The sequence below is a fragment of the Rhizobiales bacterium NRL2 genome (assembly GCA_001664005.1).
Taxonomy (GTDB): domain Bacteria; phylum Pseudomonadota; class Alphaproteobacteria; order Minwuiales; family Minwuiaceae; genus Minwuia.
This window is the reverse complement of the sequence record CP016093.1, coordinates 2,298,062-2,324,173: the sequence shown is the minus strand read 5'-3', so window position 1 is coordinate 2,324,173 and position 26,112 is coordinate 2,298,062. Positions and strand designations below refer to the sequence as shown.

Annotated in this window: 27 protein-coding genes, 1 tRNA gene and 1 pseudogene; 15 read left to right on the top strand and 14 right to left on the bottom strand. The window is 68.0% G+C overall.

What is annotated here, in order from left to right; translation table 11 throughout:
* Positions 1 to 60 precede the first annotated feature (60 nt).
* Positions 61 to 1,233, top strand: coding sequence for an isovaleryl-CoA dehydrogenase (locus tag TEF_10850; GenBank protein ID ANK81236.1), 1,173 nt, complete (start codon positions 61 to 63; stop codon positions 1,231 to 1,233).
* An 11-nt stretch (positions 1,234 to 1,244) separates the two neighbouring features.
* Positions 1,245 to 2,738 carry a glycerol kinase gene (locus TEF_10845; protein ANK81235.1) on the top strand — a complete coding sequence of 498 codons (1,494 nt, stop codon included), beginning with the start codon at positions 1,245 to 1,247 and terminating at the stop codon, positions 2,736 to 2,738.
* Between the two features lie 131 nt (positions 2,739 to 2,869).
* Here the strand turns inward: TEF_10845 and TEF_10840 are convergent, their stop codons facing one another.
* Entirely contained in the window at positions 2,870 to 4,114 is a 1,245-nt protein-coding gene (locus tag TEF_10840; protein ANK81234.1) for a thiolase, read from the bottom strand.
* A 68-nt stretch (positions 4,115 to 4,182) separates the two neighbouring features.
* Here TEF_10840 and TEF_10835 point away from each other — a divergent pair, with 68 nt between their 5' ends.
* The 9 genes from TEF_10835 to TEF_10795 all read left to right on the top strand — a co-directional run bounded on the left by TEF_10835 (position 4,183) and on the right by TEF_10795 (position 12,437).
* On the top strand, positions 4,183 to 5,409 hold the full coding sequence (locus tag TEF_10835) for a hypothetical protein (protein ANK81233.1): 1,227 nt from the start codon (positions 4,183 to 4,185) through the stop codon (positions 5,407 to 5,409).
* Positions 5,406 to 6,554 carry a hypothetical protein gene (locus TEF_10830; protein ANK81232.1) on the top strand — a complete coding sequence of 383 codons (1,149 nt, stop codon included), beginning with the start codon at positions 5,406 to 5,408 and terminating at the stop codon, positions 6,552 to 6,554. Before TEF_10835 ends, TEF_10830 begins: the two co-directional genes overlap by 4 nt.
* Positions 6,551 to 6,964, top strand: a complete 414-nt coding sequence (locus TEF_10825) for a hypothetical protein (GenBank protein ID ANK81231.1) — start codon at positions 6,551 to 6,553, stop codon at positions 6,962 to 6,964. Before TEF_10830 ends, TEF_10825 begins: the two co-directional genes overlap by 4 nt.
* 67 nt (positions 6,965 to 7,031) lie before the next feature.
* Complete coding sequence (locus tag TEF_10820; protein ID ANK81230.1) at positions 7,032 to 7,331, top strand: hypothetical protein; 300 nt, start codon at positions 7,032 to 7,034, stop codon at positions 7,329 to 7,331.
* Between the two features lie 8 nt (positions 7,332 to 7,339).
* Positions 7,340 to 7,627 (top strand): hypothetical protein, encoded by a 288-nt coding sequence (locus TEF_10815; protein ID ANK81229.1) that lies wholly within the window; start codon positions 7,340 to 7,342, stop codon positions 7,625 to 7,627.
* Entirely contained in the window at positions 7,624 to 8,517 is an 894-nt protein-coding gene (locus tag TEF_10810) for a bifunctional methylenetetrahydrofolate dehydrogenase/methenyltetrahydrofolate cyclohydrolase (protein ANK81228.1), read from the top strand. Before TEF_10815 ends, TEF_10810 begins: the two co-directional genes overlap by 4 nt.
* 50 nt (positions 8,518 to 8,567) lie before the next feature.
* The gene (locus TEF_10805; protein ANK81227.1) at positions 8,568 to 10,490 is read left to right on the top strand and encodes a hypothetical protein; all 1,923 of its coding nucleotides are present in this window, start codon (positions 8,568 to 8,570) and stop codon (positions 10,488 to 10,490) included.
* 36 nt (positions 10,491 to 10,526) lie between these two features.
* The gene (locus tag TEF_10800; GenBank protein ANK81226.1) at positions 10,527 to 11,375 is read left to right on the top strand and encodes a hypothetical protein; all 849 of its coding nucleotides are present in this window, start codon (positions 10,527 to 10,529) and stop codon (positions 11,373 to 11,375) included.
* Positions 11,376 to 11,447: 72 nt separating this feature from the next.
* Positions 11,448 to 12,437 carry a hypothetical protein gene (locus TEF_10795; protein ANK81225.1) on the top strand — a complete coding sequence of 330 codons (990 nt, stop codon included), beginning with the start codon at positions 11,448 to 11,450 and terminating at the stop codon, positions 12,435 to 12,437.
* A gap of 22 nt (positions 12,438 to 12,459) precedes the next feature.
* On the opposite strand, the gene TEF_10790 is transcribed toward TEF_10795, so the two are convergent.
* The 8 genes and pseudogenes from TEF_10790 to TEF_10755 form a co-directional block, all read right to left on the bottom strand.
* Positions 12,460 to 12,536, bottom strand: a tRNA-Pro gene (locus TEF_10790).
* A 166-nt stretch (positions 12,537 to 12,702) separates the two neighbouring features.
* A pseudogene (locus TEF_10785) lies at positions 12,703 to 12,945 on the bottom strand (MerR family transcriptional regulator).
* A gap of 20 nt (positions 12,946 to 12,965) precedes the next feature.
* Entirely contained in the window at positions 12,966 to 13,283 is a 318-nt protein-coding gene (locus tag TEF_10780; protein ANK81224.1) for an integration host factor subunit alpha, read from the bottom strand.
* A gap of 112 nt (positions 13,284 to 13,395) precedes the next feature.
* A complete protein-coding gene (locus TEF_10775; protein ANK81223.1) occupies positions 13,396 to 14,367 on the bottom strand; it encodes a 3-oxoacyl-ACP synthase in 972 nt (323 codons plus the stop codon).
* Positions 14,364 to 15,380, bottom strand: coding sequence for a phosphate acyltransferase (locus TEF_10770; protein ID ANK81222.1), 1,017 nt, complete (start codon positions 15,378 to 15,380; stop codon positions 14,364 to 14,366). The genes TEF_10775 and TEF_10770 overlap by 4 nt, the downstream gene beginning before the upstream one ends.
* Before the next feature lie 59 nt (positions 15,381 to 15,439).
* On the bottom strand, positions 15,440 to 15,625 hold the full coding sequence (locus TEF_10765) for a 50S ribosomal protein L32 (GenBank protein ID ANK81221.1): 186 nt from the start codon (positions 15,623 to 15,625) through the stop codon (positions 15,440 to 15,442).
* 24 nt (positions 15,626 to 15,649) lie between these two features.
* The gene (locus TEF_10760) at positions 15,650 to 16,204 is read right to left on the bottom strand and encodes a hypothetical protein (protein ID ANK81220.1); all 555 of its coding nucleotides are present in this window, start codon (positions 16,202 to 16,204) and stop codon (positions 15,650 to 15,652) included.
* Positions 16,197 to 16,751, bottom strand: coding sequence for a hypothetical protein (locus TEF_10755; GenBank protein ANK81219.1), 555 nt, complete (start codon positions 16,749 to 16,751; stop codon positions 16,197 to 16,199). Before TEF_10755 ends, TEF_10760 begins: the two co-directional genes overlap by 8 nt.
* A 115-nt stretch (positions 16,752 to 16,866) precedes the next feature.
* On the opposite strand from TEF_10755, the gene TEF_10750 reads away from it, so the two are divergent.
* Entirely contained in the window at positions 16,867 to 17,307 is a 441-nt protein-coding gene (locus tag TEF_10750; GenBank protein ANK81218.1) for a hypothetical protein, read from the top strand.
* Positions 17,308 to 17,332: 25 nt separating this feature from the next.
* Here the strand turns inward: TEF_10750 and TEF_10745 are convergent, their stop codons facing one another.
* From TEF_10745 to TEF_10725, 5 genes are all read right to left on the bottom strand, one after another.
* Positions 17,333 to 17,710 (bottom strand): hypothetical protein, encoded by a 378-nt coding sequence (locus tag TEF_10745; GenBank protein ID ANK81217.1) that lies wholly within the window; start codon positions 17,708 to 17,710, stop codon positions 17,333 to 17,335.
* Positions 17,710 to 18,654, bottom strand: coding sequence for a protein-export membrane protein SecF (locus tag TEF_10740; GenBank protein ID ANK81216.1), 945 nt, complete (start codon positions 18,652 to 18,654; stop codon positions 17,710 to 17,712). The genes TEF_10745 and TEF_10740 overlap by 1 nt, the downstream gene beginning before the upstream one ends.
* Positions 18,655 to 18,666: 12 nt before the next feature.
* Positions 18,667 to 20,292, bottom strand: coding sequence for a protein-export membrane protein SecD (locus TEF_10735; protein ID ANK81215.1), 1,626 nt, complete (start codon positions 20,290 to 20,292; stop codon positions 18,667 to 18,669).
* A 24-nt stretch (positions 20,293 to 20,316) separates the two neighbouring features.
* Complete coding sequence (locus tag TEF_10730) at positions 20,317 to 20,709, bottom strand: preprotein translocase subunit YajC (GenBank protein ANK81214.1); 393 nt, start codon at positions 20,707 to 20,709, stop codon at positions 20,317 to 20,319.
* 150 nt (positions 20,710 to 20,859) lie between these two features.
* The gene (locus tag TEF_10725; GenBank protein ANK83421.1) at positions 20,860 to 22,365 is read right to left on the bottom strand and encodes a hypothetical protein; all 1,506 of its coding nucleotides are present in this window, start codon (positions 22,363 to 22,365) and stop codon (positions 20,860 to 20,862) included.
* 141 nt (positions 22,366 to 22,506) lie between these two features.
* On the opposite strand from TEF_10725, the gene TEF_10720 reads away from it, so the two are divergent.
* From TEF_10720 to TEF_10710, 3 genes are all read left to right on the top strand, one after another.
* On the top strand, positions 22,507 to 23,565 hold the full coding sequence (locus TEF_10720) for a phospholipase (GenBank protein ANK83420.1): 1,059 nt from the start codon (positions 22,507 to 22,509) through the stop codon (positions 23,563 to 23,565).
* Between the two features lie 66 nt (positions 23,566 to 23,631).
* Positions 23,632 to 24,255 (top strand): hypothetical protein, encoded by a 624-nt coding sequence (locus TEF_10715; GenBank protein ID ANK83419.1) that lies wholly within the window; start codon positions 23,632 to 23,634, stop codon positions 24,253 to 24,255.
* A gap of 106 nt (positions 24,256 to 24,361) precedes the next feature.
* Positions 24,362 to 26,098 (top strand): amidohydrolase, encoded by a 1,737-nt coding sequence (locus TEF_10710; protein ANK81213.1) that lies wholly within the window; start codon positions 24,362 to 24,364, stop codon positions 26,096 to 26,098.
* The last annotated feature ends 14 nt before the right edge of the window (positions 26,099 to 26,112 follow it).

Below are 26,112 nucleotides of genomic sequence, written 5' to 3'. Positions count from 1 at the left end.
GGCCCGGCCCGCTTCGCTATTGGTGAGCGAAATCCAATTGTACGGGCAGGAAGCAGAACCATGATCCCGAACCAGTACCCGACTCTCAATTTCTATCTCGGCGAGACCGCGGACATGATCCGCGACACCGTCGCCAGCTTCGCCGGCGACCGCGTGGCCCCGCGCGCCGAGGAGATCGACCGCACCAACCAGTTCCCGCGGGACCTCTGGCCGGAGATGGGCGAACTCGGCCTGCTCGGCATGACGGTCGAGGAGGAATATGGCGGCTCCGGCCTCGGCTATCTGGAGCACGTCGTCGCGATGGAGGAAATCAGCCGCGCCTCCGGCTCCGTCGGCCTCAGTTATGGCGCGCACTCCAATCTCTGCGTCAACCAGATCCGCCTGAACGGCACCGAAGAACAGCGCCGGAAATACCTGCCGAAACTCGTCTCCGGCGAGCATCTGGGGGCGCTGGCCATGTCGGAGCCCGGCGCCGGGTCCGACGTCGTCGGCATGAAGCTCCGCGCCGAGAAGAAGGGCGACCGCTTCGTCCTCAATGGCAACAAGTTCTGGATCACCAACGGCCCCGACGCCGACACGCTGGTGGTCTACGGCAAGACCGAACCGGACAAGGGCCCGCGCGGCATCACCGCCTTCATCATCGAGAAGGGCTTCAAGGGTTTCTCCACGGCGCAGAAGCTGGACAAGCTCGGCATGCGCGGCTCCGACACGGGCGAACTGGTCTTCGAGGACTGCGAGGTGCCGGAGGACAACATCCTGGGCGGGCTGAACCAGGGCGCGCGCGTCCTGATGTCGGGCCTGGACTACGAGCGCGCGGTGCTCGCCGCCGGGCCGCTGGGCATCATGCAGGCCTGCATGGACGCCGTGATCCCCTATGTTCACGAACGCAAGCAGTTCGGCCAGGCGATCGGCGAATTCCAGCTCATGCAGGGCAAGATCGCCGACATGTACACGACGATGAACGCCTCCCGCGCCTACGTCTATGCGGTGGCCCAAGCCTGCGACCGCGGCGAGGTGACCCGCTACGACGCCGCCGGCTGCATCCTCTACGCCGCCGAAAAGGCGACCTGGATGGCGCTGGAGGCGATCCAGGCGCTGGGCGGCAATGGCTATATCAACGACTATCCGACCGGCCGCTACCTTCGCGACGCCAAGCTCTACGAGATCGGCGCCGGCACGTCGGAGATCCGGCGCATGCTCATCGGCCGCGAGCTGTTCGAGAAGAGCGCCTGAGGCCGCCTGCGATGACCGGACTGATCCTCGCCATCGACCAGGGCACCACCTCCAGCCGCGCCATCCTGTTCGATGCCGGCACCGCGGTCGTCGCCGTGGCGCAGCAGGAATTCCGGCAGCACTTCCCGCGTTCGGGCTGGGTGGAGCACGACCCGGAGGATCTCTGGCGGTCGACCGTGGAGACCTGCCGCGAGGCGATGAAGAGCTCTGGCGTGGACGCCGGCGGCATCGCCGCCATCGGCATCACCAACCAGCGCGAGACGACCGTGGTCTGGGAACGCGAGACGGGACGCGCCATACACAACGCCATCGTCTGGCAGGACCGCCGCACGGCCGGCTTCTGCCAGAAACTGAAGGCGGACGGGCACGAGAACATGGTGGCGGCAAGGACCGGCCTGCTGCTGGACCCCTATTTCTCCGGCACCAAGATCGCCTGGATGCTGGACAACGTGGAGGGCGCGCGCGGACGGGCCGAGCGCGGCGAACTGCTTTTCGGCACCGTCGACACATGGCTGCTCTGGCGGCTCACCGGCGGCCGGGTCCACGCCAGCGACGCGACCAACGCCAGCCGGACGCTGCTCTATGACATCCGTTCCGGTGAGTGGGACGACGAACTCTGCGACCTGATCGGCGTGCCGCGCGCCATGCTGCCCGAAGTCCGGGACTCGTCGGGTCTGTTCGGGGAGACGGAAGCCGATCTGTTCGGCAGCCCGATTCCCGTGGCCGGGATCGCCGGCGACCAGCAGGCCGCGACGGTGGGTCAGGCCTGCTTCCGGCCGGGCATGATGAAGTCGACCTACGGCACGGGCTGCTTCGCCCTGCTCAACACCGGCGAGACCCCGGTGCCGTCGAAGAACCGCCTGCTGACCACGGTGGCCTACCAGCTCGGCGGCAAGCGGACCTATGCCCTCGAAGGCTCGATCTTCGTCGCCGGCGCGGCGGTCCAGTGGCTGCGCGACGGTCTCGGCATCATCGGCTCGGCGCCGGAGAGCGGGGCCCTGGCCCGCCAGGCGGACCCGGCGCAGGAGGTCTATCTGGTGCCGGCCTTCACCGGGCTTGGCGCACCTTATTGGGACGCCGACGCCCGTGGCGCGCTGTTCGGCCTGACACGCGGCACGGGACCGGCGGAGCTGGCGCGGGCGGCGCTGGAATCCGTCTGCTACCAGACCCGCGACCTGCTGGAAGCCATGCGCGGCGACTGGCCGGAAGCGGCGTCAAAGGAAACGGTGCTGCGCGTCGACGGCGGCATGGTCGCCAGCGACTGGACCATGCAGTGCCTGGCCGACATGCTCGGCGCCCCCGTCGACCGGCCCGAGGTGCTGGAGACGACGGCGCTGGGCGCGGCCTATCTCGCCGGCCTTCACGCCGGCATCTATCCGGAGCCCGACCGCTTCGCCGAAGGCTGGCGGCTGCAGCACCGCTTCGACCCGCAGATGGCCGAAGCGGAGCGCGCGCGGAAATACGCCGGCTGGCAGGACGCCGTCAGGCGCACGCTGACGGCGTAGTTTCGCCGGTGATATCATTCGCTGTCATTTGCCGCCCCTGGACTTGATCCAGGGGCCCAGTCAGACAGAAGGACTGGGTCCTGGGGTCAAGCCCCAGGACGCCAAGGCGTTGAAGTGAACGGCTGAACGCGCTACGCGCCCGGCCCTGCCAGCACGGTGATGGCACAGGTCGCTTCCTCGAAGCGGTAGACGCCCCCGCCGTTCTCGGCAATGGCATGGCGTGCGCCCTCGACCTGGCGGCCCTCGGCCTCGCCGCGGAGCTGACCGACGAGTTCATAGATCTGACCCAGGCCCGTGGCGCCGATGGGATGGCCCTTGGATTCGAGGCCGCCCGAGGGGTTGACCGGCACCCGCCCGCCCAGGCGGGTCTCCCCGGCTTCCGCCGCGCGGCCGCCGTCGCCGAACTCGCAGAGCCCGAGGTTTTCAACCTGCTGCAGTTCGCCCATTGCCGTGGCGTCGTGTACTTCCGCGACGTCGATGGCATCCGGGCCGAAGCCCGCCATGTCATAGGCCCTCTTCGCGGCGAGATGGGTGATATGGCGGCGGTAGTCGTCGGGCTCCCGGTCGACGCCGGTACCCATCACCGAGGCAGCGACCCGCACCGCACGGGACTTCTCGAAACGGTCGAGCAGGTCGCCGGAAACCAGGATCGCCGCCGCCGCGCCGTCGGAGATCGGCGAACACATGGGCAGGGTCAGCGGCCAGGAGACGATTCGCGCGGCCATCACCTCCTCGACCGAGATGTCGTTGCGGTACTGCGATTTCGGGTTCAGCGTCGAATGGAAATGGTTCTTCGCCGCGACATGAGCGAGCTGCGACTGCGTCGTCCCGAAGGTCTTCATGTGGAACTTCGCCCAGCTGGCGTAGACGTCCATGAACGGACTGCGCTGCGAGTTCGGCAGCACCGCGTCGGGCGGCGTCTCGACGCCCGCTCCCAGCGCATTCAGCCGTTCGAAGGTCGCGGCGCGGTCGTGCACGTCGATGGCACCGTCGAAGATCTCGAAGCTGCGCGCCTTGTCCTCGTGGTACATCTTGTCCGCGCCGACCGCGAGGGCGATGCCGCACGTGCCGGCCCTGATCGCGGTATAGGCGGCGTTGAAGGCCGTCGACGCGCTGGCGCAGGCGTTCTCGACATTCGCCATCGGAATGCCCTGGAAGCCCATCTCACGCAGCGCGATCTCGCCGGGGACGAGATACTGGCCCTCGAGCACGCCCTGGGTGGTGTTGGAGAACCAGGCCGCCTCCACGTCGTCCACACCCAGACCGCCGTCGGCGAGCGCCTCGTCCACCGCCTCCCGCGTGAGCTGTTTCACAGATATCTCGAGAAAACGCCCGAACGGCGTCATTCCGATCCCGACGACATAGACCTCGGTCATTGCGGCCTCCCCAAACTTGTACGCCTGCGTACCATATCGCATGATGGATGCGGGGAGGAAGCGCGACCATGACAATCACAGCGCCAGAGCCGGTGGACTTCGCCGATCCGGAAATCATTGCCGCGCCGCAGCCGGTGCTCGACCGCCTGCGCGAGGAACAGCCCCTGCACTGGAATCCCTCGCTCAAGGGCTGGTTCGCCACCCGCTTCGAGGACGTCCGGCAGATCCTGTCGAGCCCGCACTTCTCGGTCGAGAAGTTCGGGCCCGTCATCGAGCGTGCCGACGGCGAGGCCCGGGCGCGGCTGGAGACGCTGGCCAAGGTGCTGAGCGACTGGATCGTCTTCATGGACCCACCGGGCCACACCCGGCTGCGCCGGGCGATGCGCACCGGCTTCATGCCCCGTGACATGGACGCCCTGGAGCCGAAGGTGCACGAGCGGGTCGACCAGTTGCTGACACCGCTGGAAGGGTCCAGGGGCGCGGAATTGAAGGCGGCCTTCGCCAATCCGCTGCCGGCCATGGTGATCGGCGACCTGTTCGGCGTGCCGGAAGCGGACATCCCGGAACTGCGCCGCTGGGCCGATGCGCTGGGCAAGTTCGTGCTCGGCGGCCGGCAGACGCCGGACCGCCACCGCCTCGCCCAGCAGGCGGTGCTCGACTTCGTCACCTATCTCGACAATCTGGTGGCAGAGCGCCGCGCCGACCCCCGCCCCGACCTGACGACCCACCTGATCCGCTACGAGGAGGACGGCGACCGCCTCACCAACGAGGAGATCGTGCATTCCATCCTGCTCTGCGTCTGGGCGGGCTACGAGACGACTGCGAATCTGATCGCCAACGGCACCATGGCCCTGGCCCGCAATCCGGCGCAGGCCGAGCGGCTCGCCGCCGACCCGTCGCTGATCCCCGACGCGATCGAGGAATTCCTGCGCTATGAAGGTCCGGTCCAGGCGCTGGTGCGCATGGCCAAGCAGGACGAGACGGTGGGCGGAGCGGCCATCAAGGCCGGCGACCGCGTCTTCGTCTCGCTGTTCGCCGCGAACCATGACCCCGCCCGCTTCGGACACCCGGGCGAATTCGACCCGGCGCGGCAGCGCAACCGCCATCTCAGCTTCGGCCACGGCATCCACCTCTGCCTCGGCGCCCCGCTCGCCCGGCTGGAGGGCCGCGCGGCGTTCGAGGGCCTGCTGCGGCGCTTCGGCGATTTCCGAATTGCCGAGGAACCGGTCTGGCGCGACGAACTGATCACCCGCACCGCCGAAGCGGTGCACATCGGCTGGACCCCCCGCACATGACGAAGGCGTTCATCACAGGCATCGCCAACACCCGCTGCGGCAAGCTGCCCGAGGAAAGCGCCCTGTCGCTGCACGCCACCGTCGCGCGCGATGCTGCAGCCGACGCCGGGATCGACCTGAAGGACGTGGACGGTCTGCTCTGCGCCTATTCCTTCACCGAGCCGCATCCGATGCTGGCCCACGTGGTCGCCGAGTATCTGGGCATTCAGCCGGCCTTTGCCGCCTGCGTATCGGCCGGCGGCGCCACGGGCGCACTGCACGTCATGACCGCCAAGGCGCTGATCGAATCCGGCATGTGCCGCAACGTGCTGTGTCTCACCGGCGACAACCGGCTGACCGGCATGGCGCCCGGCGCGGCGGTCGCGGCGCTCGCCGACTTCGGCCACAGCGAGTTCGAGGTGCCCTACGGCATCACCATTCCGGCCGCCTACGGCCTGGTGGCGCAGCGCTACATGCACGACACCGGCCTGACGCTGGAGCACATGGCCCATATCGCGGTCACCACACGCAATCACGCCCGCCGCCATCCGGATGCCCAGATGCGGAAGCCTCTCTCGGTCGAGGACGTCATGGCCAGCCGCCCCATCGCCGAGCCGCTCCGTCTGTTCGACTGCGCGCTGATTTCCGACGGCGCGGCCGGCATCCTGGTTTCCGCCGAGCCCGCAGGCGGCAAGCCGGCCATCCGCATCCTGGGCGCCGGCCAGAAGGGCACCCACGAGCACCTGATGGCCGCGCCCCGCGACCTGCAGAGTTTCGGCTGCAAGCACTCGGCGGCCGACGCCTTCCGGGAGGCCGGCATGACGGTGAAGAACATCGACGTGGCCGAGATCTACGACAGCTTCACCATCACGCTGGCGATCGAACTGGAATCCATCGGCTTCTTCGAGAAGGGCACGGTGGGCCCTGCGGCGGCCGAGGGCGCGCTGGATCTGGGTGGCGTCCTGCCCTGCAACACCCATGGCGGACTGCTCAGCTTCGGCCATTCCGGCGCGGCCGGCGGCGCCTTCCATGTCGTCGAGGGCGTTCGCCAGCTACGCGGCGAGGCGGACGAGCGGCAGGTGAAGGACGCCGCCACCTGCTACGTCCACGGCGACGGCGGCACGCTGTCGGCCCATGTCTCCCTGATCCTGGAGCGCGCGGCATGAGCGACTCAAAGGCCACGACCAAGCCCGCCCCGGTTCCCACCGTCGATTCGGAAGGCTTCTGGGCCGCCTGCAACGAGGAACGGCTGACAGTCCAGCGCTGCGGCGCCTGCGGCGCGGCGCAGTTCTATCCCCGCAACCGCTGCACGGCCTGCGGCTCCGCCGACCTGAGCCTCATCGACGCGGCCGGGACCGGCACGGTGTTCACCTTCACCGTCAATCACCGCGCCCCGACCGAGGCATTTGCTGCGGAAGCGCCCTATGTCATCGCGCTCGTCGATCTGGACGAGGGGCCGCGCATGATGATGAACGTGATCGGCTGTGCGCCGGCGGACGTCTCGATCGGCATGAAGGTCCGGATCGTCTTCGAGGACCGTGGCGAGATGAAGCTGCCCCAGGCGACGCCTGCCTGACTTGCCACGCGGAGCAGGCGCGGCTATCTCTCGCGCGGTAACCACGCCCCGGACCCGAGGATAGCCCATGCTGGCGATTGCGACCCTGATCGACTACGCGATCACGTTCTACATCATCTGCCTGATCGCGAACGCGATCATGAGCTGGCTGGTGGCCTTCAACGTGCTGAATCCGCAGAACCCGATCGCGCGGCAGATCGGCTATTTCCTGTTCCGCATCACGGAGCCCGCGCTGGCGCCGATCCGGCGGCTGCTGCCCGACCTGGGCGGCATCGACATCTCGCCGATCGTCCTGATCGTGCTGCTCAGCGTGCTCCGCACCCTGATCATCTGCGACATCATGGGTCTGTGCTCCGGCTACACCTGACCGGCCCCATGCGCCTCGACCTGAAGGTCACGCCCGGTGCGCGGCACGAGGGCTTCGACGGCTGGTTCACGGACGCGGACGGACGCCGGCGGCTGAAGGTCAAGGTCACCGCCGCACCGGAGAAGGGCAAGGCCAACCGGGCGGTGGTGAAACTGCTGGCGAAGCGCCTCGGCGTCGCGCCGAGCGATATCGAGGTCGTCCACGGGGAAACCGGCCGCGACAAGACGCTTCAGATTGCCGGCCCGGACGACGAGTTGCGCCGGCGTATCGAGACCATCGGAGGGGGCACGGCATGAGCGGAGACAACATCATCGACGGCAAGGCGTTCGCCGCGGACGTCCGCGCCCGCGTCAAGGCGCAGGTCGACCGGCTCGTCGCCGACCACGACCTGAAGCCTGGTCTGGCGGTGGTGCTGGTGGGCGAGGATCCGGCCAGCCAGGTCTATGTGCGCAACAAGGCGAAGCAGACCGTCGAGTGCGGCATGCGCTCCGACGAGATCCGCCTGGAAGCCACGGCCACCCAGGACGAGGTGCTGGCGGTGGTCGACCGGCTCAACGCCGACCCCGGCATCCACGGCATCCTGGTGCAGCTTCCGCTGCCCGATCAGATCGACGAGGCCGCGGTGCTGGACAGGATCGATCCGGACAAGGACGTCGACGGCTTTCACGTCGTCAACACCGGACGGCTGCAGATCGGCCTGCCGGCGCTGACGCCCTGCACCCCGCGCGGCTGCATGATGCTGCTGCACGACCGGCTGGGCGACCTGTCCGGCAAGCATGCCGTGGTCGTGGGCCGCTCCAACATCGTCGGCAAGCCCATGGCGATGCTGCTGCTGCACGCCAACTGCACCGTCACCATCGCCCACAGCCGCACGAAGGACCTGCCCGGCCTCTGCCGCCAGGCGGACATCGTCATCGCCGCCGTGGGCCGGCCGAAGTTCGTCCAGGGCGACTGGATCAGGGAAGGCGCAGCGGTGATCGACGTCGGCATCAACCGGATCCCCAAGGACGACGGCAAGACGCGGCTGGTGGGCGACGTCGACTTCGAGGCCGCGGTCGGCCATGCCGGCCTCATCACGCCGGTGCCCGGCGGCGTCGGCCCCATGACCATCGCCTGCCTGCTGGCCAACACGGTGACCGCCGCCTGCATGGCCGCCGGCATTCCCGAGCCGCAGGTGACGGCCTGAAAGGCCGGGCGTAGACTGCCTTCCGGGGATTGACGCGGGGGGGCGATCAGATGACCGATCCGAAGACGCCGAAACAAGCCAGCGAAGCCACGCTGGCGGCGAACCGCCGGTTGGCCGGGAAGCTCAATTTCGCCGACCGCGACGATTTCGAGAACGCCGCCCGCGGCCATGTGGCGAGCCTGGACGGCGGCGTCATCGCCACCGAGCGCGGCACGAAGGTCTGGGATCTCAACGTCTACGATTTCCTGAACGGCGACGCCGGCATCGACACGATCAACCCCAGCCTGCTGCGCATGGCGCGGCTCAACATGCACAACGGCCTGTTCAAGGTGACGGAACGGGTCTGGCAGGTCCGCGGCCTCGACCTCGCCAACATGACGATCATCGAGGGCGATCAGGGCCTGATCCTGATTGACTGCATGACCACCGCCGAGGTCGCCCGCGCCGGACTGGAGCTTTATTTCGAGCACCGCCCCCGGCGACCCGTGAAGGCCCTGATCTACACTCACAGCCATGTCGACCATTATGGCTGCGCGCGCGGCGTGCTGACGCCCGAGGAGGCCGCGTCGGGCGCGGCGCAGGTCTTCGCCCCCGACGGCTTCCTGGAGGCCGTGGGCGGCGAGAACGTGCTGGCCGGCAACGCCATGACCCGGCGCGCGCAGTTCCAGTTCGGCGGTCTGCTGAAGCCCGGCCCGCGCGGCCAGGTCGACGCCGGCCTGGGCAAGGTGACGGCGCGCGGCACGATCAGCCTGATCGCGCCGACCGACGTCATCGTCCAGCCCGTGGAGCGGCACATGGTCGACGGCCTCGCCATCGACTTCCACCTCGCCCCCGGCACGGAGGCGCCGGCAGAGATGCACATGTTCTTCCCCGATCTGGGCGTGCTGAACATGGCTGAGAACGCCACGCCGCTGCTGCACAATTTCTGCCCGCTCCGGGGCTCGGAGGTGCGCGACCCGCGCATCTGGTCGCACTTTCTGGCGGACGCTGTCGAACGCTTCGGCGCGAAGACGGAGGTTCTGATCTGCCAGCACCACTGGCCGACCTGGGGCCGGGAGAACGTCACCGGCTTCCTGCAGCGCCAGCGCGATCTGTACAAGCACATCCACGACCAGACGGTCCGGCTGATGAACCATGGCTGGCGGCCGGCGGAAATCGCCGAAGCGCTGGACCTGCCGCCATCCCTGGCCGACGACTGGCGCATGCGCGGCTACTACGGCACCGTCAGCCACAATTCCAAGGCCGTCTTCCAGCGCTATCTGAGCTGGTACGACGGCAATCCGGCGAACCTGAACCCGCTGCCGCCCGTCCCCGCGGCACGGAAATATGTCGACTACATGGGCGGGGCGGCCGGCGTGCTGGCGAAGGCGCGCGCCGACTTCGACGCCGGCGAGTACCGCTGGGTCGCTCAGGTGCTCTACCACGTGCTGTTCGCCGACCCGGAGAACGGGGACGCGCGGCACCTGGCCGCCGACGCCTTCGAGCAACTCGGCTATCAGGCCGAGAGCGCGACGTGGCGCAACGCCTATCTCTACGCCGCACAGGAACTGCGCCACGGCGTGGTCAAGCTGCCGCCGCGGCCGATCCTGAGCCCCGACCTGCTGGGCGCGGTGGCGACGGAGACGCTGTTCGACTTCATCGCCGTGAGGCTGGACCCGGCGAAAGGCGCCGGCATGAGCTGGCGCATCAACTGGCATCTCACCGACCGCGAAGAGCGGGTCTGCCAGACGCTGGCCAACGAGACCCTGACCCAGATCATGGGCAAGGTGGCCGACGACGCGCTGGCCACGGTGACGACGCGGCGCGATGTGCTGGTCGCCCTGATCGTCGGCAAGGCGACCGTCGCCGAGGCTCTCGAAGGCGGCGCGCTGACCGTCAGCGGCGACGGCTCGGTCGTGACGGGCCTGTTCGACATGCTTGACGGCTTCGACATGCAGTTCGACATCCTGACTCCCGGCCCGGAGCATCTCTGAACCGCCGGGCGGGAAACCCCCGGACCGGAGGCCGCCATCACCGACGCCGCCAATCTCGACGAACTGATCGCCGACCTGCGCCGCCAGGACCCGGACCGGCTTTACATCGCCCTGTTCGCCCCGCCAGCGCTGCGCGAGCGGCTGATCGGGCTCCATGCCTTCAACCTGGAAGTCGCGGCGACGCGGGAGCGCGTGTCCGAGCCCATGCTGGGTCAGATCCGGTTGCAATGGTGGCGCGACGCGCTTGGCGAGATCCGCCGGGGCGACGAGCCGCGCCGCCACCCGGTGGTCCAATCGCTGACAGCTTGGATGCCGGCGGCCGGCGACACGGCTTTCGATCTCGCCATGGAACTCGTCAACGCGCGCGAACGCGATCTGGAGGACGCGCCTTTCGCCACGGTGAACGACCTTAGCGCTTATGCCGAGGCGACCTCGTCGAACCTGGTGCGGCTGGGCCTGCTCGCCGCCGGCGTGACGGAGACCGCAGCGCACGATGCCGCGCTGGCCGCGGGCCGCGCCTATGCCCTGGCCGGCCTTGTCCGCGCGGTGCCGTTCCACGGCGCGCAGGGCCGCGTCATGCTGCCGGTCGAACTTCTCGCCCGCCATGGCATCGCCGATGCGCGCCAGTCCATCGGCCGCCGCGATCCCGGGAAGCTGAAATCGGTGCTGACGGAACTGGCCGAGATCGCGGAGCGGGACCTGGCGTCGGCTCGGGCCCTCCGCAGTCTCCCGAAAGCGTCGCGGGCGCCGCTGCTGGTACTCCCCCTCGCACGGCTCTACCTGAAGCGCCTCCGGCGCGCCCGTTTCGACCTGTCCGAGCCGCGCATCGACCCCGGCAACGCGGCGCGGATCGCCGCGCTCTGGCGCGCCCGCTTCCTGGCCTGAACCTGACGACGCTTGCCGCCTGCGCCGACGGATGGCAAATGCCCGCCGTGGCTTCGAACCAAGGAGACTTCTTTGCAGCTGTTCACCTGCCCGGCCTGTGGCGGCCGACTGTTCTTCCGCAACCTGGCCTGCGCCTGCGGCGCCTCTGTCGTCTTCGACCCCGAAGCCGGGGCCTTCGCCACAGACGGCGCGGAATGCGCCAACCGGGCGGAGATCGCCTGCAACTGGCTCGCCCGCGATGGCGGCCTCTGCCGCAGCTGCGCCATGACGGAGGTGGTGCCGGAAACATTCCACGGCGAGAACCGCGGGCACTGGCAGGATGCGGAACTGGCCAAACGCTGGGTGCTGGCCAACCTGGGGCGCTGGGGCTGGCTGACCGACACCGATCCGGGGCGGCGGCCCGTCTTCCACATGCTGGCGGAGGCGACCAGCAGCGGCGGACTGAACATCTCGATGGGTCACCACAACGGCATCGTCACCATCAACGTCACCGAGGCCGACGACGTAATGCGCGTGCGCCGGCGCACGGACTTCGACGAGCCGCTGCGCACCATGATCGGGCACTTCCGCCACGAGCTCGGGCATTTCTTTTTCCAGCGCCTGGCCGCCGAGCCCGGGTTCCTGGAGGCGTTCCGGGCGCTGTTCGCCGATGAGAGGATCGACTATGGCGCCGCCCTGGCCGAATATTACCGGCAGGGCCCCTACGCCGGCTGGGAGGGCTGGCACATCACCCCCTATGCCGCCAGCCATCCGCACGAGGACTGGGCCGAGAGCTTCGCGCATCTTCTGCATCTGACAGACATCGTCGACAGTTTCGCCGCCGCCGGGCTGACCGGCGATCGCCTCCCCGGCCCCGACTACGACGCCTATACGGAGCAGGATGCGGCGACGCTGCTGGCCTACGGAGCCCGCCTCGGCGTGGCGCTGAACCACGTCAACCGGGCCATGGGCGTCTCCGACATCTATCCTTTCGTCCACACGCCGGCGATCGCGGAGAAGCTCCGCTTCGTGCATCGTTGGATGGCGCGCAGCCTCAGCGGCACCGCGTCAGCCGACCGGTAAAAGGCAAACAGGATCGAGAAAATGGTCGGAGCGGCGGGATTTGAACCCACGACCCCCACACCCCCAGTATGGTGCGCTACCAGGCTGCGCTACGCTCCGACGCGGGCGAACATAGAGGAGGTTCGCCAGGCTTTCAATCGCCTGCTGCAAGGCGCTGGAGATCGGATTTGAGCGTCATCAGTTCGCCGCGCAGTTCGTCCAGCGCCCGGCGGCGGATCACCGAAAGTTCTTCCGCTGCGGACGCCATGTTCCCCGCCGGGCGGCCCGAGCCCTGCTCCCGGAACAGCTGCTGCACGCCCTTGATGGTGTACTTGTCGTCGTAGAGCAGCTGGCGGATATGCTGCAGCACCTCGACATCCTCGGGGCGGTAATAGCGCCGCCCGCCGCCGCGCTTGAGCGGCCTGATCTGGGGGAATTTCGTCTCCCAGAAGCGCAGCACGTGCTGCTGCACGCCCAGTTCCTCGGCGACTTCGCTGATGGTGCGGAAGGCTTCGGGCGACTTGGCCATGCGATCTGCGCGGACGGCCGTCAGCCGCGGGCGGGCCGGCCGAGCAGCCCTTCGTTGATCGCGTCCTTGAGCACGTGGCTGGCGCGGAACACCAGGACGCGCCGCGGATCGATCGGCACCTCCTCGCCCGTCTTCGGATTGCGCCCCACGCGCCCGCCCTTCTGACGCACCTGGAAGCTGCCGAAAGAGGAGATCTTGACGGTATCGCCGTCCGAGAGGGAGTCGGAGACCTCCTGCAGGATGGACTCGACCAGTTCCGCGGATTCGTTCCGCGACAGGCCGACCTGCTGGTAGACTGCTTCCGCGAGCTGAGCCCGCGTGACCGTCGAGCCACTCATCTGAAACCCCCCTGACACGCTTTGCCGCGTGGATGCCTTTGGACGCATTACGCGGGAAAACAACGGGGATGTCAAAGCGTTGCGTGTAATTCGCCGCCGCGGGGCGAAGCAGCTACCAGCGTACCAGCGCCGAGCCCCAGGTGAAGCCACCGCCCATCGCCTCCAGCAATAGCAGGTCGCCGGGCTTGACCCGCCCGTCGGCAATGGCCGCCGCCAGCGCCAGGGGCACGGAGGCGGCTGAGGTATTGCCGTGCTGGTCGACGGTCACGACCACCTTGGCGGGATCGAGCCCGAACTTGCGGGCGGTGCCGTCGAGAATGCGCTTGTTGGCCTGATGCGGGATGATCCAGTCGATGTCGCCCGCCTGCAGCCCGGTGGCGTCCAGCGCCTCCTGGATCACGGCCGAGAGGTTGGTGACGGCATGCTTGAAGACCTCGCGCCCGGACATGCGCAGATGGCCCACGGTCTGGGTCGAGGACGGCCCCCCGTCGACATAGAGCAGGTCGTGATGACGGCCGTCGGAATGGATGTGCGTGGTCAGAACGCCGGGGCTGTCGTTCCCGCCCTCGCTCTCCTGCGCCTCCAGCACCACCGCGCCGGCGCCGTCGCCGAACAGCACGCAGGTCGTGCGGTCCTCCCAGTCGAGTATGCGCGAGAAGGTCTCGGAACCGATCAGCAGACAGCGCCGGAACTGGCCCGCCTTGAGGAAATTGTCGGCCGTGGCGAGGCCGTAGATGAATCCCGAGCACACGGCCTGTATGTCGAAGGCCGCACCCTGGCGGACGCCGAGCCGCGCCTGCACCTGTGCCGCTGTCGCAGGGAAGGTGTTATCCGGCGTCGCCGTGGCGACGATGATGAGGTCGATATCCTCGGGCCCCACGCCGGCGGCGGTCATCGCCTTGACCCCGGCCGCCACGGCCAGATCGCCGGTCGTTTCTCCGTCGGCGGCGATATGCCGGGTCCGGATGCCCGTCCGGGCGACGATCCACTCGTCGGAGGTGTCGACCCGTTCGGCCAGTTCCGCGTTGGTCACGACGCGCTCCGGCAGATGGCCGGCGCAGCCGGTGACGACAGTTCGAATCATGCATTCCCCGCGTTCGGTTGCGGATCTTCAGCCTTGAACCCCGCCTGCTCGAAGTCTCGGGTGATTCGGCCGACCATGCCATCCCGAACCATGTCGGCCGCCAGCCGGACCGCCGAGGTGAAGCCGGTGGCGTTGGCGCCGCCATGGCTTTTCACGACGACGCCATTGAGCCCCAGGAAGACCCCGCCATTGTAGCCATTGGGGTCGAGACGCTCGCGCAGGCGCCTGAAGGCGCCGCGGGCGACAAAGGCGCCCAGGCGGCCGGCCCAGGAGGCTGTCATCGCCTGGCGGAGCGTGTAGGCCACCATGCGCGCCGCGCCTTCATGGCTCTTCAGGGCTACATTGCCACTGAAGCCGTCGGTGACAACCACATCGACCACGCCGCGGGTGATGTCGGTGCCTTCGACGAAGCCGTGATAGCGGAAGCCGGGATTGTCCATCGCCCGGAGGCGTTCGGCGGCGCCGCGCACCACCTCGTCGCCCTTCAGTTCCTCCTCGCCCATGTTCAGCAGGCCGACCGACGGTGTCTCCCGGCCCAGTACGGCACGGCAGAAGTCGGCGCCCAGCAGGGCGAACTGAACCAGATTCGTCTCGTCGCAGACGGCGTTCGCGCCCAGATCCAGCATCACGCTTTCGCCCCGCATCGTCGGCATGAAGCCGGCGATGGCGGGCCGGTCGATGCCGGCGATCGGCCTGAGCGAGAACAGCGACATGGCCATCAGCGCGCCGGTGTTGCCGCCGGAGACGACGCCCTGCGCCTCGCCGTCGCGCACCGCGTCGATGGCCAGCCGCATGGACGATTTCTTGCCCCGGCGCAGAGCCTGGCTCGGCTTGTCGTCGGACGCGATCACCTGATCGGTATGGCGGACCTCGACATAGTCCTTCATGCCATCGTCCATGTAGCGGGCGATGGCGTTCCGGTCGCCGAAGAGGATGAACCTGATATCGGGAATCTGCAGTCGGGCGGAGCGGAGCGCCTCAACCACCACCCTCGGCGCGTGGTCGCCGCCCATCGCATCGAGCGATATGACGATTGAGCGATCCATCCACTGTCCCCGCGGCAACGCCGCTATCAGGCGATGTCGCCGCCTTCGGTGACTTCGCGTTCACGGTAGTGGCCGCAAGAGGGGCACAGGTGATGCGGACGCTTGATCTCGCCGCAGTTCGGGCATTCGTGCGTCTTTGCCGCCGACAGCTTGTCGTGCGACCGGCGCATCCCCCTGCGGGAGGGTGAAATCTTGCTCTTGGGTACAGCCATGTTTCTCGTTCCCCAACCAGTCCGTCAGTTGCCGGAGCCGTTGTCGTCCTTGTCATTCTTCAGTTTCGCCAGGACCTCGAAGGGCCGCTGACGCCCCTCGGGCACATCGTCGCCGACGCCTTCGGGCAGCTCTGCATCCGGCCGGCGAGGATAAGGATCCAGACCCAGCGCGAGATGTTCCGTCATGGCCGCGCCGACATCGATCTTGCCATCCACCATGTGTTCTGGCGGATCGTCCTCATCGGTGATGTCGATGACAATCGGGTCAGCGGACGCGGCGGTAGAGGGCGTGTAATGCAAGCTGACACGCTCGTCAACAACGCAGCTTACCGGCTCCAGGGTCACGACGCAGGCCTGGGTCACTCGGCCCTGCAGGCGGAAATCGACGAAGGCGCCGCCGTCGGCCGGCCAGACATGTCCGTCCGCCACCACATCCTCCACGGAAATGACATCGAACGCCTCGGCGACACGTTCGCGTTCGGCCGCGTCGAACTCGATATGGAAGTCCTCGCCCTCCGGTCCCAGGCTGTCCACCTTCAGCAGGCGGGAGACCGGCGGCGGGCCGGGCGCATCAGACATCTTCCTTCTCCCGTTCCGGTTCGCCGAAGACGAAGCGCCCGGAAACGATGTCCGCGTCGGCGGCGGCCGCAAGCCGCGCCTCCGCGCCGCGGACATAGGCCGCCATCGCCGGCAGCGTTTCCGGCCGCACGTTCCGCGCACGGTAGAGATTGCGGTGCAGGGCATCTTCCAGCGCACGCCCCTCGCCTTCATCCATGGCAGTGTCATAGGCGATGACGCGACCATAATAGGCGTTGGACATCTTCTTGACCCGGTGGCCGATCCCGATGTCGCCGACGCCGGCAAGGCGCAGGCCCTGGTCGATGTCCTTGATGAAGACGTCGAAAAGATGCTGCTGCGCGCGCCGGCCGTCGCGGGAGAGCGTCCGCAGCCGCCGCATGATCAGGTGAAGATGCAGGACCAGCAGATCGAAGCGTCCGTCGAAGCTGTCATCGACCTCCAGCGCCTCGTAGAAGGCCGGCAGACGCGCATGTTCGCCGGCCACGCCATACATGGCGTAGCCTGACTCCTTGAGCGGATCGGACCGGAACAGGCCGAAGAGCGCCATCGATGCCGTACCTGTTGACAATGCCTGCCCCGAAGGGCAATCGAAGGCTCACAGCTAGGCGTCGCGGCCCGCCCAGTCAATGGTCGCCATTCCGCGTATTCTGGAACGGAGACAGATGAACCGCGCTATCCTCACCGTCTGCGCCGCCACGGCCCTGGTCCTGGCAATTACCGCCTGCACGCCGGACCGCATCACCCGGGGCCACCACCTCGACCAACAGGACATCGACAGGGTCCAGGTCGGCGTCACGACGCAGCAGCAGGTCACCGACATTCTGGGCAGCCCCTCCAGCGTGGCGACCTTCCAGCAGCATTCGGACACCTGGTACTACATCTCCAAACAGTCCGAGCGCTATACGGAACTGGACGAGGAAACCGTCGCCCAGCAGGTCGTCGCCATCGATTTCGACGAGACCGGCCGAGTCGCCAACCTGCGCCAGTACGACATGGGCGACGCGCAGCAGGTCGCCTACGTGAAGCGCGAGACGCCGACCCAGGGCGCCAAGCTCGGCTTTTTCGAACAACTTCTCGGCAACCTGATTCCCGGCCAGCAATAGCCGCCGCGCGGCGCCAGGCGGCGCCTCAGTCGACCGCGATCAGCGCCGCGGCGACCCGGCGGTCTTCCGCCATCAGCACGTTGTAGGTGCGGCACGCCGCGCCTGTGTCCATGACGTCCACGGCGATGCCGTGGTCCTTCAGATGCTGGCGCAGCGCCGCAGGCACAAAGGCCATGGCGGCACCGGCGCCGAGCAGCATGATCTCCACCTCGCCGGCGCGCTCGATCATCGGACCGAGACTTTCCGGCGACAACTCGTCCATGGTGCTGACCGGCCAGGGCAGCACTTCCCTGGGAAAGACCAGCAGCGATCCCTCGAAGCGCCGCCCCGACACGCGGAACCCCCGGTCCCCATAGGCCTCCAGAACCTGCCTGTCGGCCGGCACCTTTGGCGTCAGGTCCATCAGGTGGTCTCCGTGGCCTCTTCTTCGGCTTCATCCTCACGCTGATTGCGCTGCAAGCCCAGCGCCGGCAGCATCGGCGCGGCGATGAAGATGGAGGAATAGGTGCCGATCACGATGCCCCAGATCAGAGCCGCGGAGAACCCGCGGATCACCTCGCCGCCGAAGAAGAACAGCGCGCCAAGCGCCAGCAGCGTCGTCACGCCGGTCACCACCGTGCGGGACAGGGTGTCGTTGATCGAACGGTCGAGCAGATCCCCGAGCGGCATCTGCTTGAACTTGCGCAGATTCTCCCGGACACGGTCGTAGACCACGACCGTGTCGTTGATGGAGTAGCCGACAATGGTGAGGATCGCCGCGACGGAAGCCAGATTGAACTCCGTCCGGGTGATCGCGAAGAACCCGATGGTCAGGATCACGTCATGGACCAGCGCCGCCACGGCGCCGAGGGAGAACTGCCACTCGAAACGCAGCCAGATGTAGAACAGCATGGCGACGACCGCCGTCAGCACGGCAAGTACGGCGGCCTCCACCAGTTCGCCGGAAACCTTCGGTCCGACGAACTCGACGCGGCGATAGCTGATGCCGGGATTGGTCGGCTCCAGCGCTGCCTTCACCTTGTCGATGGCCGTCTCCTGCGCCTCGGCCTCCCCGGGCTGACGTTCGACGCGGATCAGGACGTCATTGGCGGCGCCGAACTCCTGCAGCGCCACTTCGCCGAGACCCAACCCGCCCAGCGTGTCGCGCATCTCGGCCAGGTCGGCCGGGCCCTGGGTGGCCACCTCGATCAGGATGCCGCCCTCGAAATCGATGCCCCGGTTGAGCCCGACGCCGAAGAACAGGCCGGCGGAGGCCAGCGCCAGAATCGCCGACAGCGCGAACGCGGCCATGCGGAACTTCATGAAGGAGATGGCGGTCTTCTCGGGGACCATTCTCAGACGGAACATACGGCAATCCCCCTAGATGTTGAGCAAGGCCGGACGCCGCCGGCGCAGCCACGTCGCGATGATCATGCGGCTGAGCAGGATGGCCGTGAACATGGAGCTGACGATGCCGATGCCGAGCGTCACCGCAAAGCCCCGCACCGGGCCGGAGCCCATGCCGAACAGGATGGCCGCGGCAATCAGCGTGGTCACGTTGGAGTCCACGATGGTGACGAAAGCGCGCTTGTAGCCGGCCTCGACCGCGTTGATCGGAGAGCGGCCGTTCGCCAGTTCCTCCCGGATGCGCTCGAATATCAGCACGTTGGCGTCGACCGCCATGCCGATGGTGAGCACGATGCCGGCGATCCCGGGCAGGGTCAGCGTGGCCTGCAGGCTGGAAAGCGTACCCATGATCAGCACCAGGTTGGTCACCAGCGCCACGTTGGCCGCCATGCCGAAGACCGGCCCGTAGGACACCACCATGAAGATGACGACGAAAAGGAACCCCAGTCCGGCGGCCAACTCGCCCGCCGCGATCGAGTCGGCGCCGAGATCGGGGCCGACCGTCCGTTCCTCCAGGATGGTCAGCGGCGCAGGCAGCGCGCCGGCGCGCAGCAGGACCGCCAGGTCGTTGGCCGTCTGGGCCGTGAAGCCGCCGGTGATGATGCCGCTGCCCTGCAGGATTGGGCTGTTGATGCGCGGCGCGGAGATGATCTCGTCGTCCAGGACGATGGCGAAGGGCCGGCCGACATTCTCGCTGGTTATCTTGCCGAAACGCTTGGCGCCGACGCTGTCGAAGCGGAACGACACCACCGGCTGTCCCTGATCGAAGGTCGGCTGGGCGTCGACCAGATGCTCGCCGGAAACCTCCACCTTCTTGCGGATGATCCAGGGGCGCGCCTGGCCGCCCTCGACGTCGGGCTGCTCGTAGAGCCGCATCGACCCCGGCGGCACGCGATCGCCGAACGGATCGGCCGACTGATCCACCAGGTGGAAGGTCATCTTCGCGGTCTTGCCGAGGATCTCCTTCAGCCGCTCGGGATCGTCCAGCCCCGGCGCCTGCACGATGATGCGGTCCAGGCCTTCCTGCTGGATCGTCGGCTCCGCGACGCCCAGTTCGTCGACGCGCTTGCGCACGATCTCGATGGATTGCTGCACCACTTGGACCATGCGCTGGGCCACGCCGTCGTCGGTCAGCCGGACGATGATCCGGTTGCCTTCCGTCTCGACCTCTGTACCGGGTCCCCCGCCGCCGAAGCCGGCCGCAAAGCCGCCGCCGACGCCGGTGCTGGTCTGCACCGTGTCGCGGACGACGTCGACGGCCTCATCCAGCCGCGCGGGATCTCGGATCTCGAAGGCGACTGACCGGCCGTCGCGCTGGAAGCCGGAACGGCGGATGCGCGGAGAGACGTCGCCCAGATCGGTGCGAATCGTCTCGACGATGTCGGTCATCCGGTCGTCGATCACCGCCTCGCGGTCGACCTCCAGCAACAGGTGGGAGCCGCCGCGCAGATCCAGCCCGAGGTTGATCGACTGGTTGGGCAGCCAGTCGGGTATCTCCGACCGGGTGTCCTCGGACAGGAAGTTGGGAATCGTGAAGACGAGCCCCAGCAGGCAGACCAGCGCGATGACCGCGATCTTCCACTTCTCGAAATGCAGCATGCCGGCTGAGGTCCCCGGACCGGGTTATTTCTTGAGGCCGAGCTTGCCCATCAGGCCGCCGCCGCCTTCGCCGCCGTCCTTGTTGGCGGGCGCGGGATCGTTCGCCGGCGCCGTCTTGGAGCGCACGTCGGCCAGGGTGCCCTTGACCACGTCGATGCGGACGCCCTCGGCAATCTCGAGCTGAATGGTCTGGTCGTCCTTGACCTTGGTCACCTTGCCGACGATGCCGCCGCCGGTGACCACGGTGTCGCCGCGGCGCACGTTCTGCACCATCTGGCGGTGCTCCTTGGCCTTCTTCTGCTGCGGACGGATCAGCAGGAAGTAGAACACCACGAAGATCAGGATCAGCGGCAGGAAGGTCATCAGACCGCCGCCATCGCCGCCGGCGGCCTGCGCATATGCCGGGGAAATCCACATGAGATAGGCTCCATCAAGCAGGAGAGGTGTCAGGAGGCCTCCGCCCAGCGCGGCCTCCGCAAAGGTGCCGGGAATATATACGGCCTCGCACCGATTTCAACCGAACCCGCAATGGCGCCCCGAACGGGCCGGCAAGCCGCTCTCCGGCTGCTACCAGATCGGCTTTCCCGAGCCCGGCAGACCGAGGCGCGGCCACTTCTCGCTCACCGTTTCGATGACGTCGTCGGACATGCGGATCTTCGTGCCCCAGTCGCGCTTCGTCTCGGGCGGCCACTTGTTGGTGGCGTCCAGACCGATCTTGGAACCCAGTCCATCCTCGGGGCTGGCGAAGTCGAGATAGTCGATCGGCGTGTTCTCGATCATGGTGACGTCGCGGGCCGGGTCCATGCGGGTGGAGATCGCCCACATCACGTCCTTCCAGTCGCGCGCGTCGATGTCGTCGTCCACCACGATGACCCACTTCGTGTACATGAACTGGCGGAGATAGGACCAGACGCCCAGCATCACCCGCTTGGCGTGGCCCGGATAGGCCTTCTTCATCGACACCACCGCGATGCGGTAGGAGCAGCCCTCGGGCGGCAGCCAGAAGTCGACGATCTCCGGAAACTGCTGGCGGAACAGCGGCACGAAGACCTCGTTCAGCGCCTCGCCCAGCACGCTCGGCTCGTCGGGCGGACGGCCGGTGAAGGTGGAGAGGTAGATCGGATCCTTCCGCATCGTGATCGCGGAAACGTGGAAGACGGGGAAGCGCTCGACGGCGTTGTAGTAGCCCGTGTGGTCGCCATAGGGTCCCTCCTCGGCCGTCTCGTCCAGGCTGACATGGCCTTCCAGAACGATCTCGGCTTCCGCCGGCACCTTCAGCGGCACGGTCTGGCAGTCGACCAGTTCCACCTTCCGGCCGCGCAGCAGGCCGGCGAACTGGTATTCGGAGAGCGTGTCCGGCACCGGCGTCACCGCCGCCAGGATGGTGCCCGGATCGGCCCCGATCACGGCCGCGGCGGGTAACGGCTCCGGCCGTGCCCCCTTCCAGCGCCGATGGTGCTGGGCCCCGCCCCGGTGTTTCAGCCAGCGCATGATGGTGCGGTCGCGGCCGATCACCTGCATGCGGTAGATGCCGAGGTTGAAGTCGTCCTCCTTCGCCTCCGACGGGCCTTTCGTGACCACCAGCGGCCAGGTGATCAGCGGCGCCGGCTCGCCCGGCCAGCAGGTCTGCACCGGCAGACGGTTCAGGTCGATCTGCTCCCCGGTCAGGATGACGTCATGGACCGGGCCGTAGCCCTTCGTTCTGGGCCGCATGGCGAGCACGGTCTTCAGCAGTGGGAGCTTGTCGATGGCGTCGCGGAACCCGCCCGGCGGCTCCGGCTGGCGCAGGAAGGCGAGCATCTCGCCGACCTCGCGGAGTTCCGACGGCTTGCGGCCCATGCCATTCGCCACGCGTTCGACCGTGCCGAACAGGTTGACCAGGACCGGCATCTCGGCGCGCGTGCCGTCGGGATTGACCGGGTGCTCGAACAGCACCGCCGGCCCGCCTTCGGCCAGCAACCGGGTCTGGATCTCGGTCATCTCCAGTTCGGTCGAAACCGGCTCCTTCACGCGGACCAGTTCGCCCGCCTGCTCCAGGCGCGTCATGAATTCGCGAAGGGACTGATCGGCCATGTTGTTCCTGTCAATCTGGACGCCGCAGCGCGACAATCCCGCAAACTATGCGGTTTCGGCAAGTGGGGGTGAGACCTGATGTCCGACGATGGCGCGCCCGAACAGACCCGCATCGACCTCGACCAGGCGGAGACCGCCCGGATCGAGCGGCTGCTGACGCCCCTTCTGGATGCTCTGACCGCGCTGCAGTCCGTGGCGCGGCGGCTGCACCCGGCGGCGATCGCCGGGCTGGCCGTGGAGGCGGCGGAAGCCGAGGAAGCCCTGCGCGCGGCCCGGACCGACACACCCGATTGGCCCGAGCGCCTGTCACCGCTCGGCGCGCAACTCGATCTTGCGGCCGGCCACGCCGCGGCCGCCCTCTCCGGCCTGCGCGACGCCGCTGCCGCACCCGAAGGCATCCGTCTCGCCTACGGGGCGCTGCGGCATCTGCCGAAGGCCCTGGAGGCGCTCTATCCGATCGCGGGCTTCCTGCCACCCGTCAGCCGCTTCTTTCTGGATCCCGCGGTCCGGGACGATGAGACCCTGGTGCAATCGCTTGCGGGCGCAGCGCCCGAAGGAACCGGCATCCTCGCCTTCGGACCGGATCTCGACAGCCGGCAGACCTTCTGGGTCTACGTCCCCGAATACTACGATCCCGGCCGCGAGTGGCCCTTGGTGGTGGCGCTGCACGGCGGCAGAGGACGGGGACGCGGCTTCCTGTGGAGCTGGCTCAGCGACGCCCGCAGCCGTGGCGCCATCCTGATCGCGCCCACCTCTCTGGGCGGCACCTGGGCGCTGCAGGGCGACGACATCGATTCGCCGCATCTCGACCGCATCGTGGCGCTGGCGCGGGACAAGTGGCGGATCGATGCGGGGCGGATGCTGCTGACCGGCATGAGCGACGGCGGCACCTTCACCTATGTCTCGGGGCTCCGGGCGCGATCGCCCTTCACGCACCTCGCCCCGTTCTCCGCCGCCTTCCATCCGATGCTGGGCGCGTTCGCGGACGCCGGGCGCGTCCACGGCCTGCCCGTTCACCTGATCCACGGCGCGCTGGACTGGATGTTCCCGGCCGACATGGCGCGCATGGCGCATGAGTGGCTGCTGAGCGCCGGCGCGACCGTCACCTATCGGGAGATCGCCGACCTGAGCCACACCTACGCCCCGGATCTGAACGGCGAGGTTCTGGACTGGATGAACGCTACTGCCGCAGGGGGTTGAGCCCGAACGCCCGCACACCCGATATTGGAGGTCTGCGGAAGCAACAAGAACGGAGCCAAGCGTATCATGGCCGCCAAACGATATTTCGACCGCGCCTACGAGGTGCAGAACAAGCGCGAGACCCGCGCCCTCTACGAGGACTGGGCCGAAGTCTACGATCAGGAACTTGAGGAAAAGCAGTACGCCCAGCCCGGGCGCTGCGCCGAGGTACTGCGCGAGATGCTGCCCGACGGCGAGGCGCGCATCCTGGACGTCGCCTGCGGCACCGGGCTTTCCGGGCGCGCGCTCAGGGCCCACGGCTACGCCCATGTCGAGGGCTGCGACTATTCCCCCGAAATGCTGGAGAAAGCGAAGCTCTCGAAGGCCTATGATGCCCTGTTCGAGACCGATCTGAACGAGCCGCCGATCGACGCCGTCGACGAGAGCTATGACGCCGTCACCGCCGTCGGCGCCTTCAGCTTCGCCCATGTGGACCCGGATGCGCTGGAGGAGATGATCCGCGTGCTGAAGCCCGGCGGGCCGCTGATCATCGGCATCAACGAGAAGTACCACGACGAAGGCAACGTATCGGCCAAGCTGGAGAGCCTGGAAGCCCAGGGGAAACTCGAGGTCGTCAGGGAGGAGAAGGGCGACCACATGCCCGGCGCCGGCGTCGACGGCTGGGTGATCGCGGCCCGCAAGGCTGCATAGCCCCTCCCCGCCGCCCCGTCTGTACGCCGCGCCACGGGCCTGAGATACTGCCCTCCTTGCGCGCGGGGAGACGCGCACAGCGCGCCACAGCGGGGGGACAGGGGCCATGCATGATCTGGTGATACGGGGCGGCCGCATTCATGACGGCACCGGCAAGGACGCGTTCAGCGGCGATATCGCCATCGACGGCGACCGCATCGTCGCCGTGGGCAAGGTCGACGGTCCGGCGCGGCGGGAGATCGACGCCGACGGATTGATGGTCGCGCCCGGCTGGGTCGACATCCACACCCATTATGACGGTCAGGCCCTCTGGGATCCCTACCTGACGCCCTCCTCCTGGCATGGCTGCACCACTGTGGTGATGGGCAATTGCGGCGTCGGCTTCGCACCGGTCCACTCCGGCGAGGAGAACTGGCTGATCGAGCTCATGGAATCGGTCGAGGACATTCCCGGCGCGGCCCTGGCCGACGGGATCGAGTGGGGCTGGGAGGACTTCCCCGGCTATCTCGATGCGCTCGACGGCAAGCGGCGCGCCATCGACGTCGGCGCGCAGGTGCCGCACTGCGCGGTGCGCGCCTATGTCATGGGCGAACGCTGCATCGAGGAGGAGACCGCGAACGAGGACGACATCGCCCGTATGGCCGCGATCGTCCAGGAGGGACTGGAAGCCGGCGCGCTAGGCTTCTCCACTTCGCGGACGATCTTCCACAAGACCAAGGCGGGCGAGTACGTCCCCGGCACCTGGGCCGGCGCGCCGGAGATGTTCGGCATCGCGGACGGCATGCGCCGAGCCGGCCACGGCGTGCTGGAAATGGCCACCGATTTGACCCTGAAGGAAGGCGGCGGCGACCTGGAATGGATCCGCGAACTGTCGACGCGCTATGGCGTCCCGGTCAGCCTGCTGCTGTTCCAGAACGACGAAGCGCCGCGCAAGTACCGCCAGCTGCTGCAGGGCATCGCCGAGGCCAACGCGAAGGGCGGACGGATCTACGCCCAGGTCTCGGGCCGCACGGCGGGCCTGCTGCTCTGCCTCGACGGCTCGCTGCATCCCTTCCAGGGCAAGCCGAGCTACCGCGCGCTGCGCGACCTGCCGCACGAGGAGAAGATCGCGCGGATGAAGGATCCGGCGGTGCGCGAGGCGATCATCACCGAGGAATCCGGCGGCAGGGGCGGCGAGATGTCGGACTTCTTCCTGCGCGGCTGGCACAAGATGTTCCGTCTCGGCGATCCGCCGAACTACGAGCCCGACCGCTCGGAATGCTTCGCCGAGCGCGCGAAGGCCGAAGGCCGCCGTCCCGAGGACATCGCCTATGACGCGCTGCTGGAGTTCGGCGGGCGCGGCCTCATCTATTTCCCGCTGCTGAACTATTCGGACTACGGCTTCGAGGCGGTCCGCGAGATGCTGGAAGCGCCCTACACGCATTTCAGCGGCTCCGACGGCGGCGCCCATTGCGGCGTCATCTGCGATGTCAGCCTGCCGACCTTCAACATGGCCTACTGGGGCCGCGACCGGAAGAAGGGCGGGTTGCTGCCGCTGGAATGGCTGGTCCACAAGCAGACGCAGGGCACGGCGTCGCTGCACGGTCTCAACGACCGCGGCGTGCTGGCGCCGGGCTATCTGGCCGACATCAACCTGATCGATTTCGACAGCCTGGGCATCGACGCGCCGCGCATGGCATGGGATCTGCCGACCGGCGCCCGGCGGCTGATCCAGCGGGCCAGCGGCTACCGCATGACGATCAAGTCGGGTCAGCCCATACTGGCCGACGGCGAGCCGACCGGTGCGTTGCCGGGCGCGCTGCTGCGGGGACCGCAGGGGCCACGGGGGTCGGGACCGTCCTGACCCGCCCGGGGCCC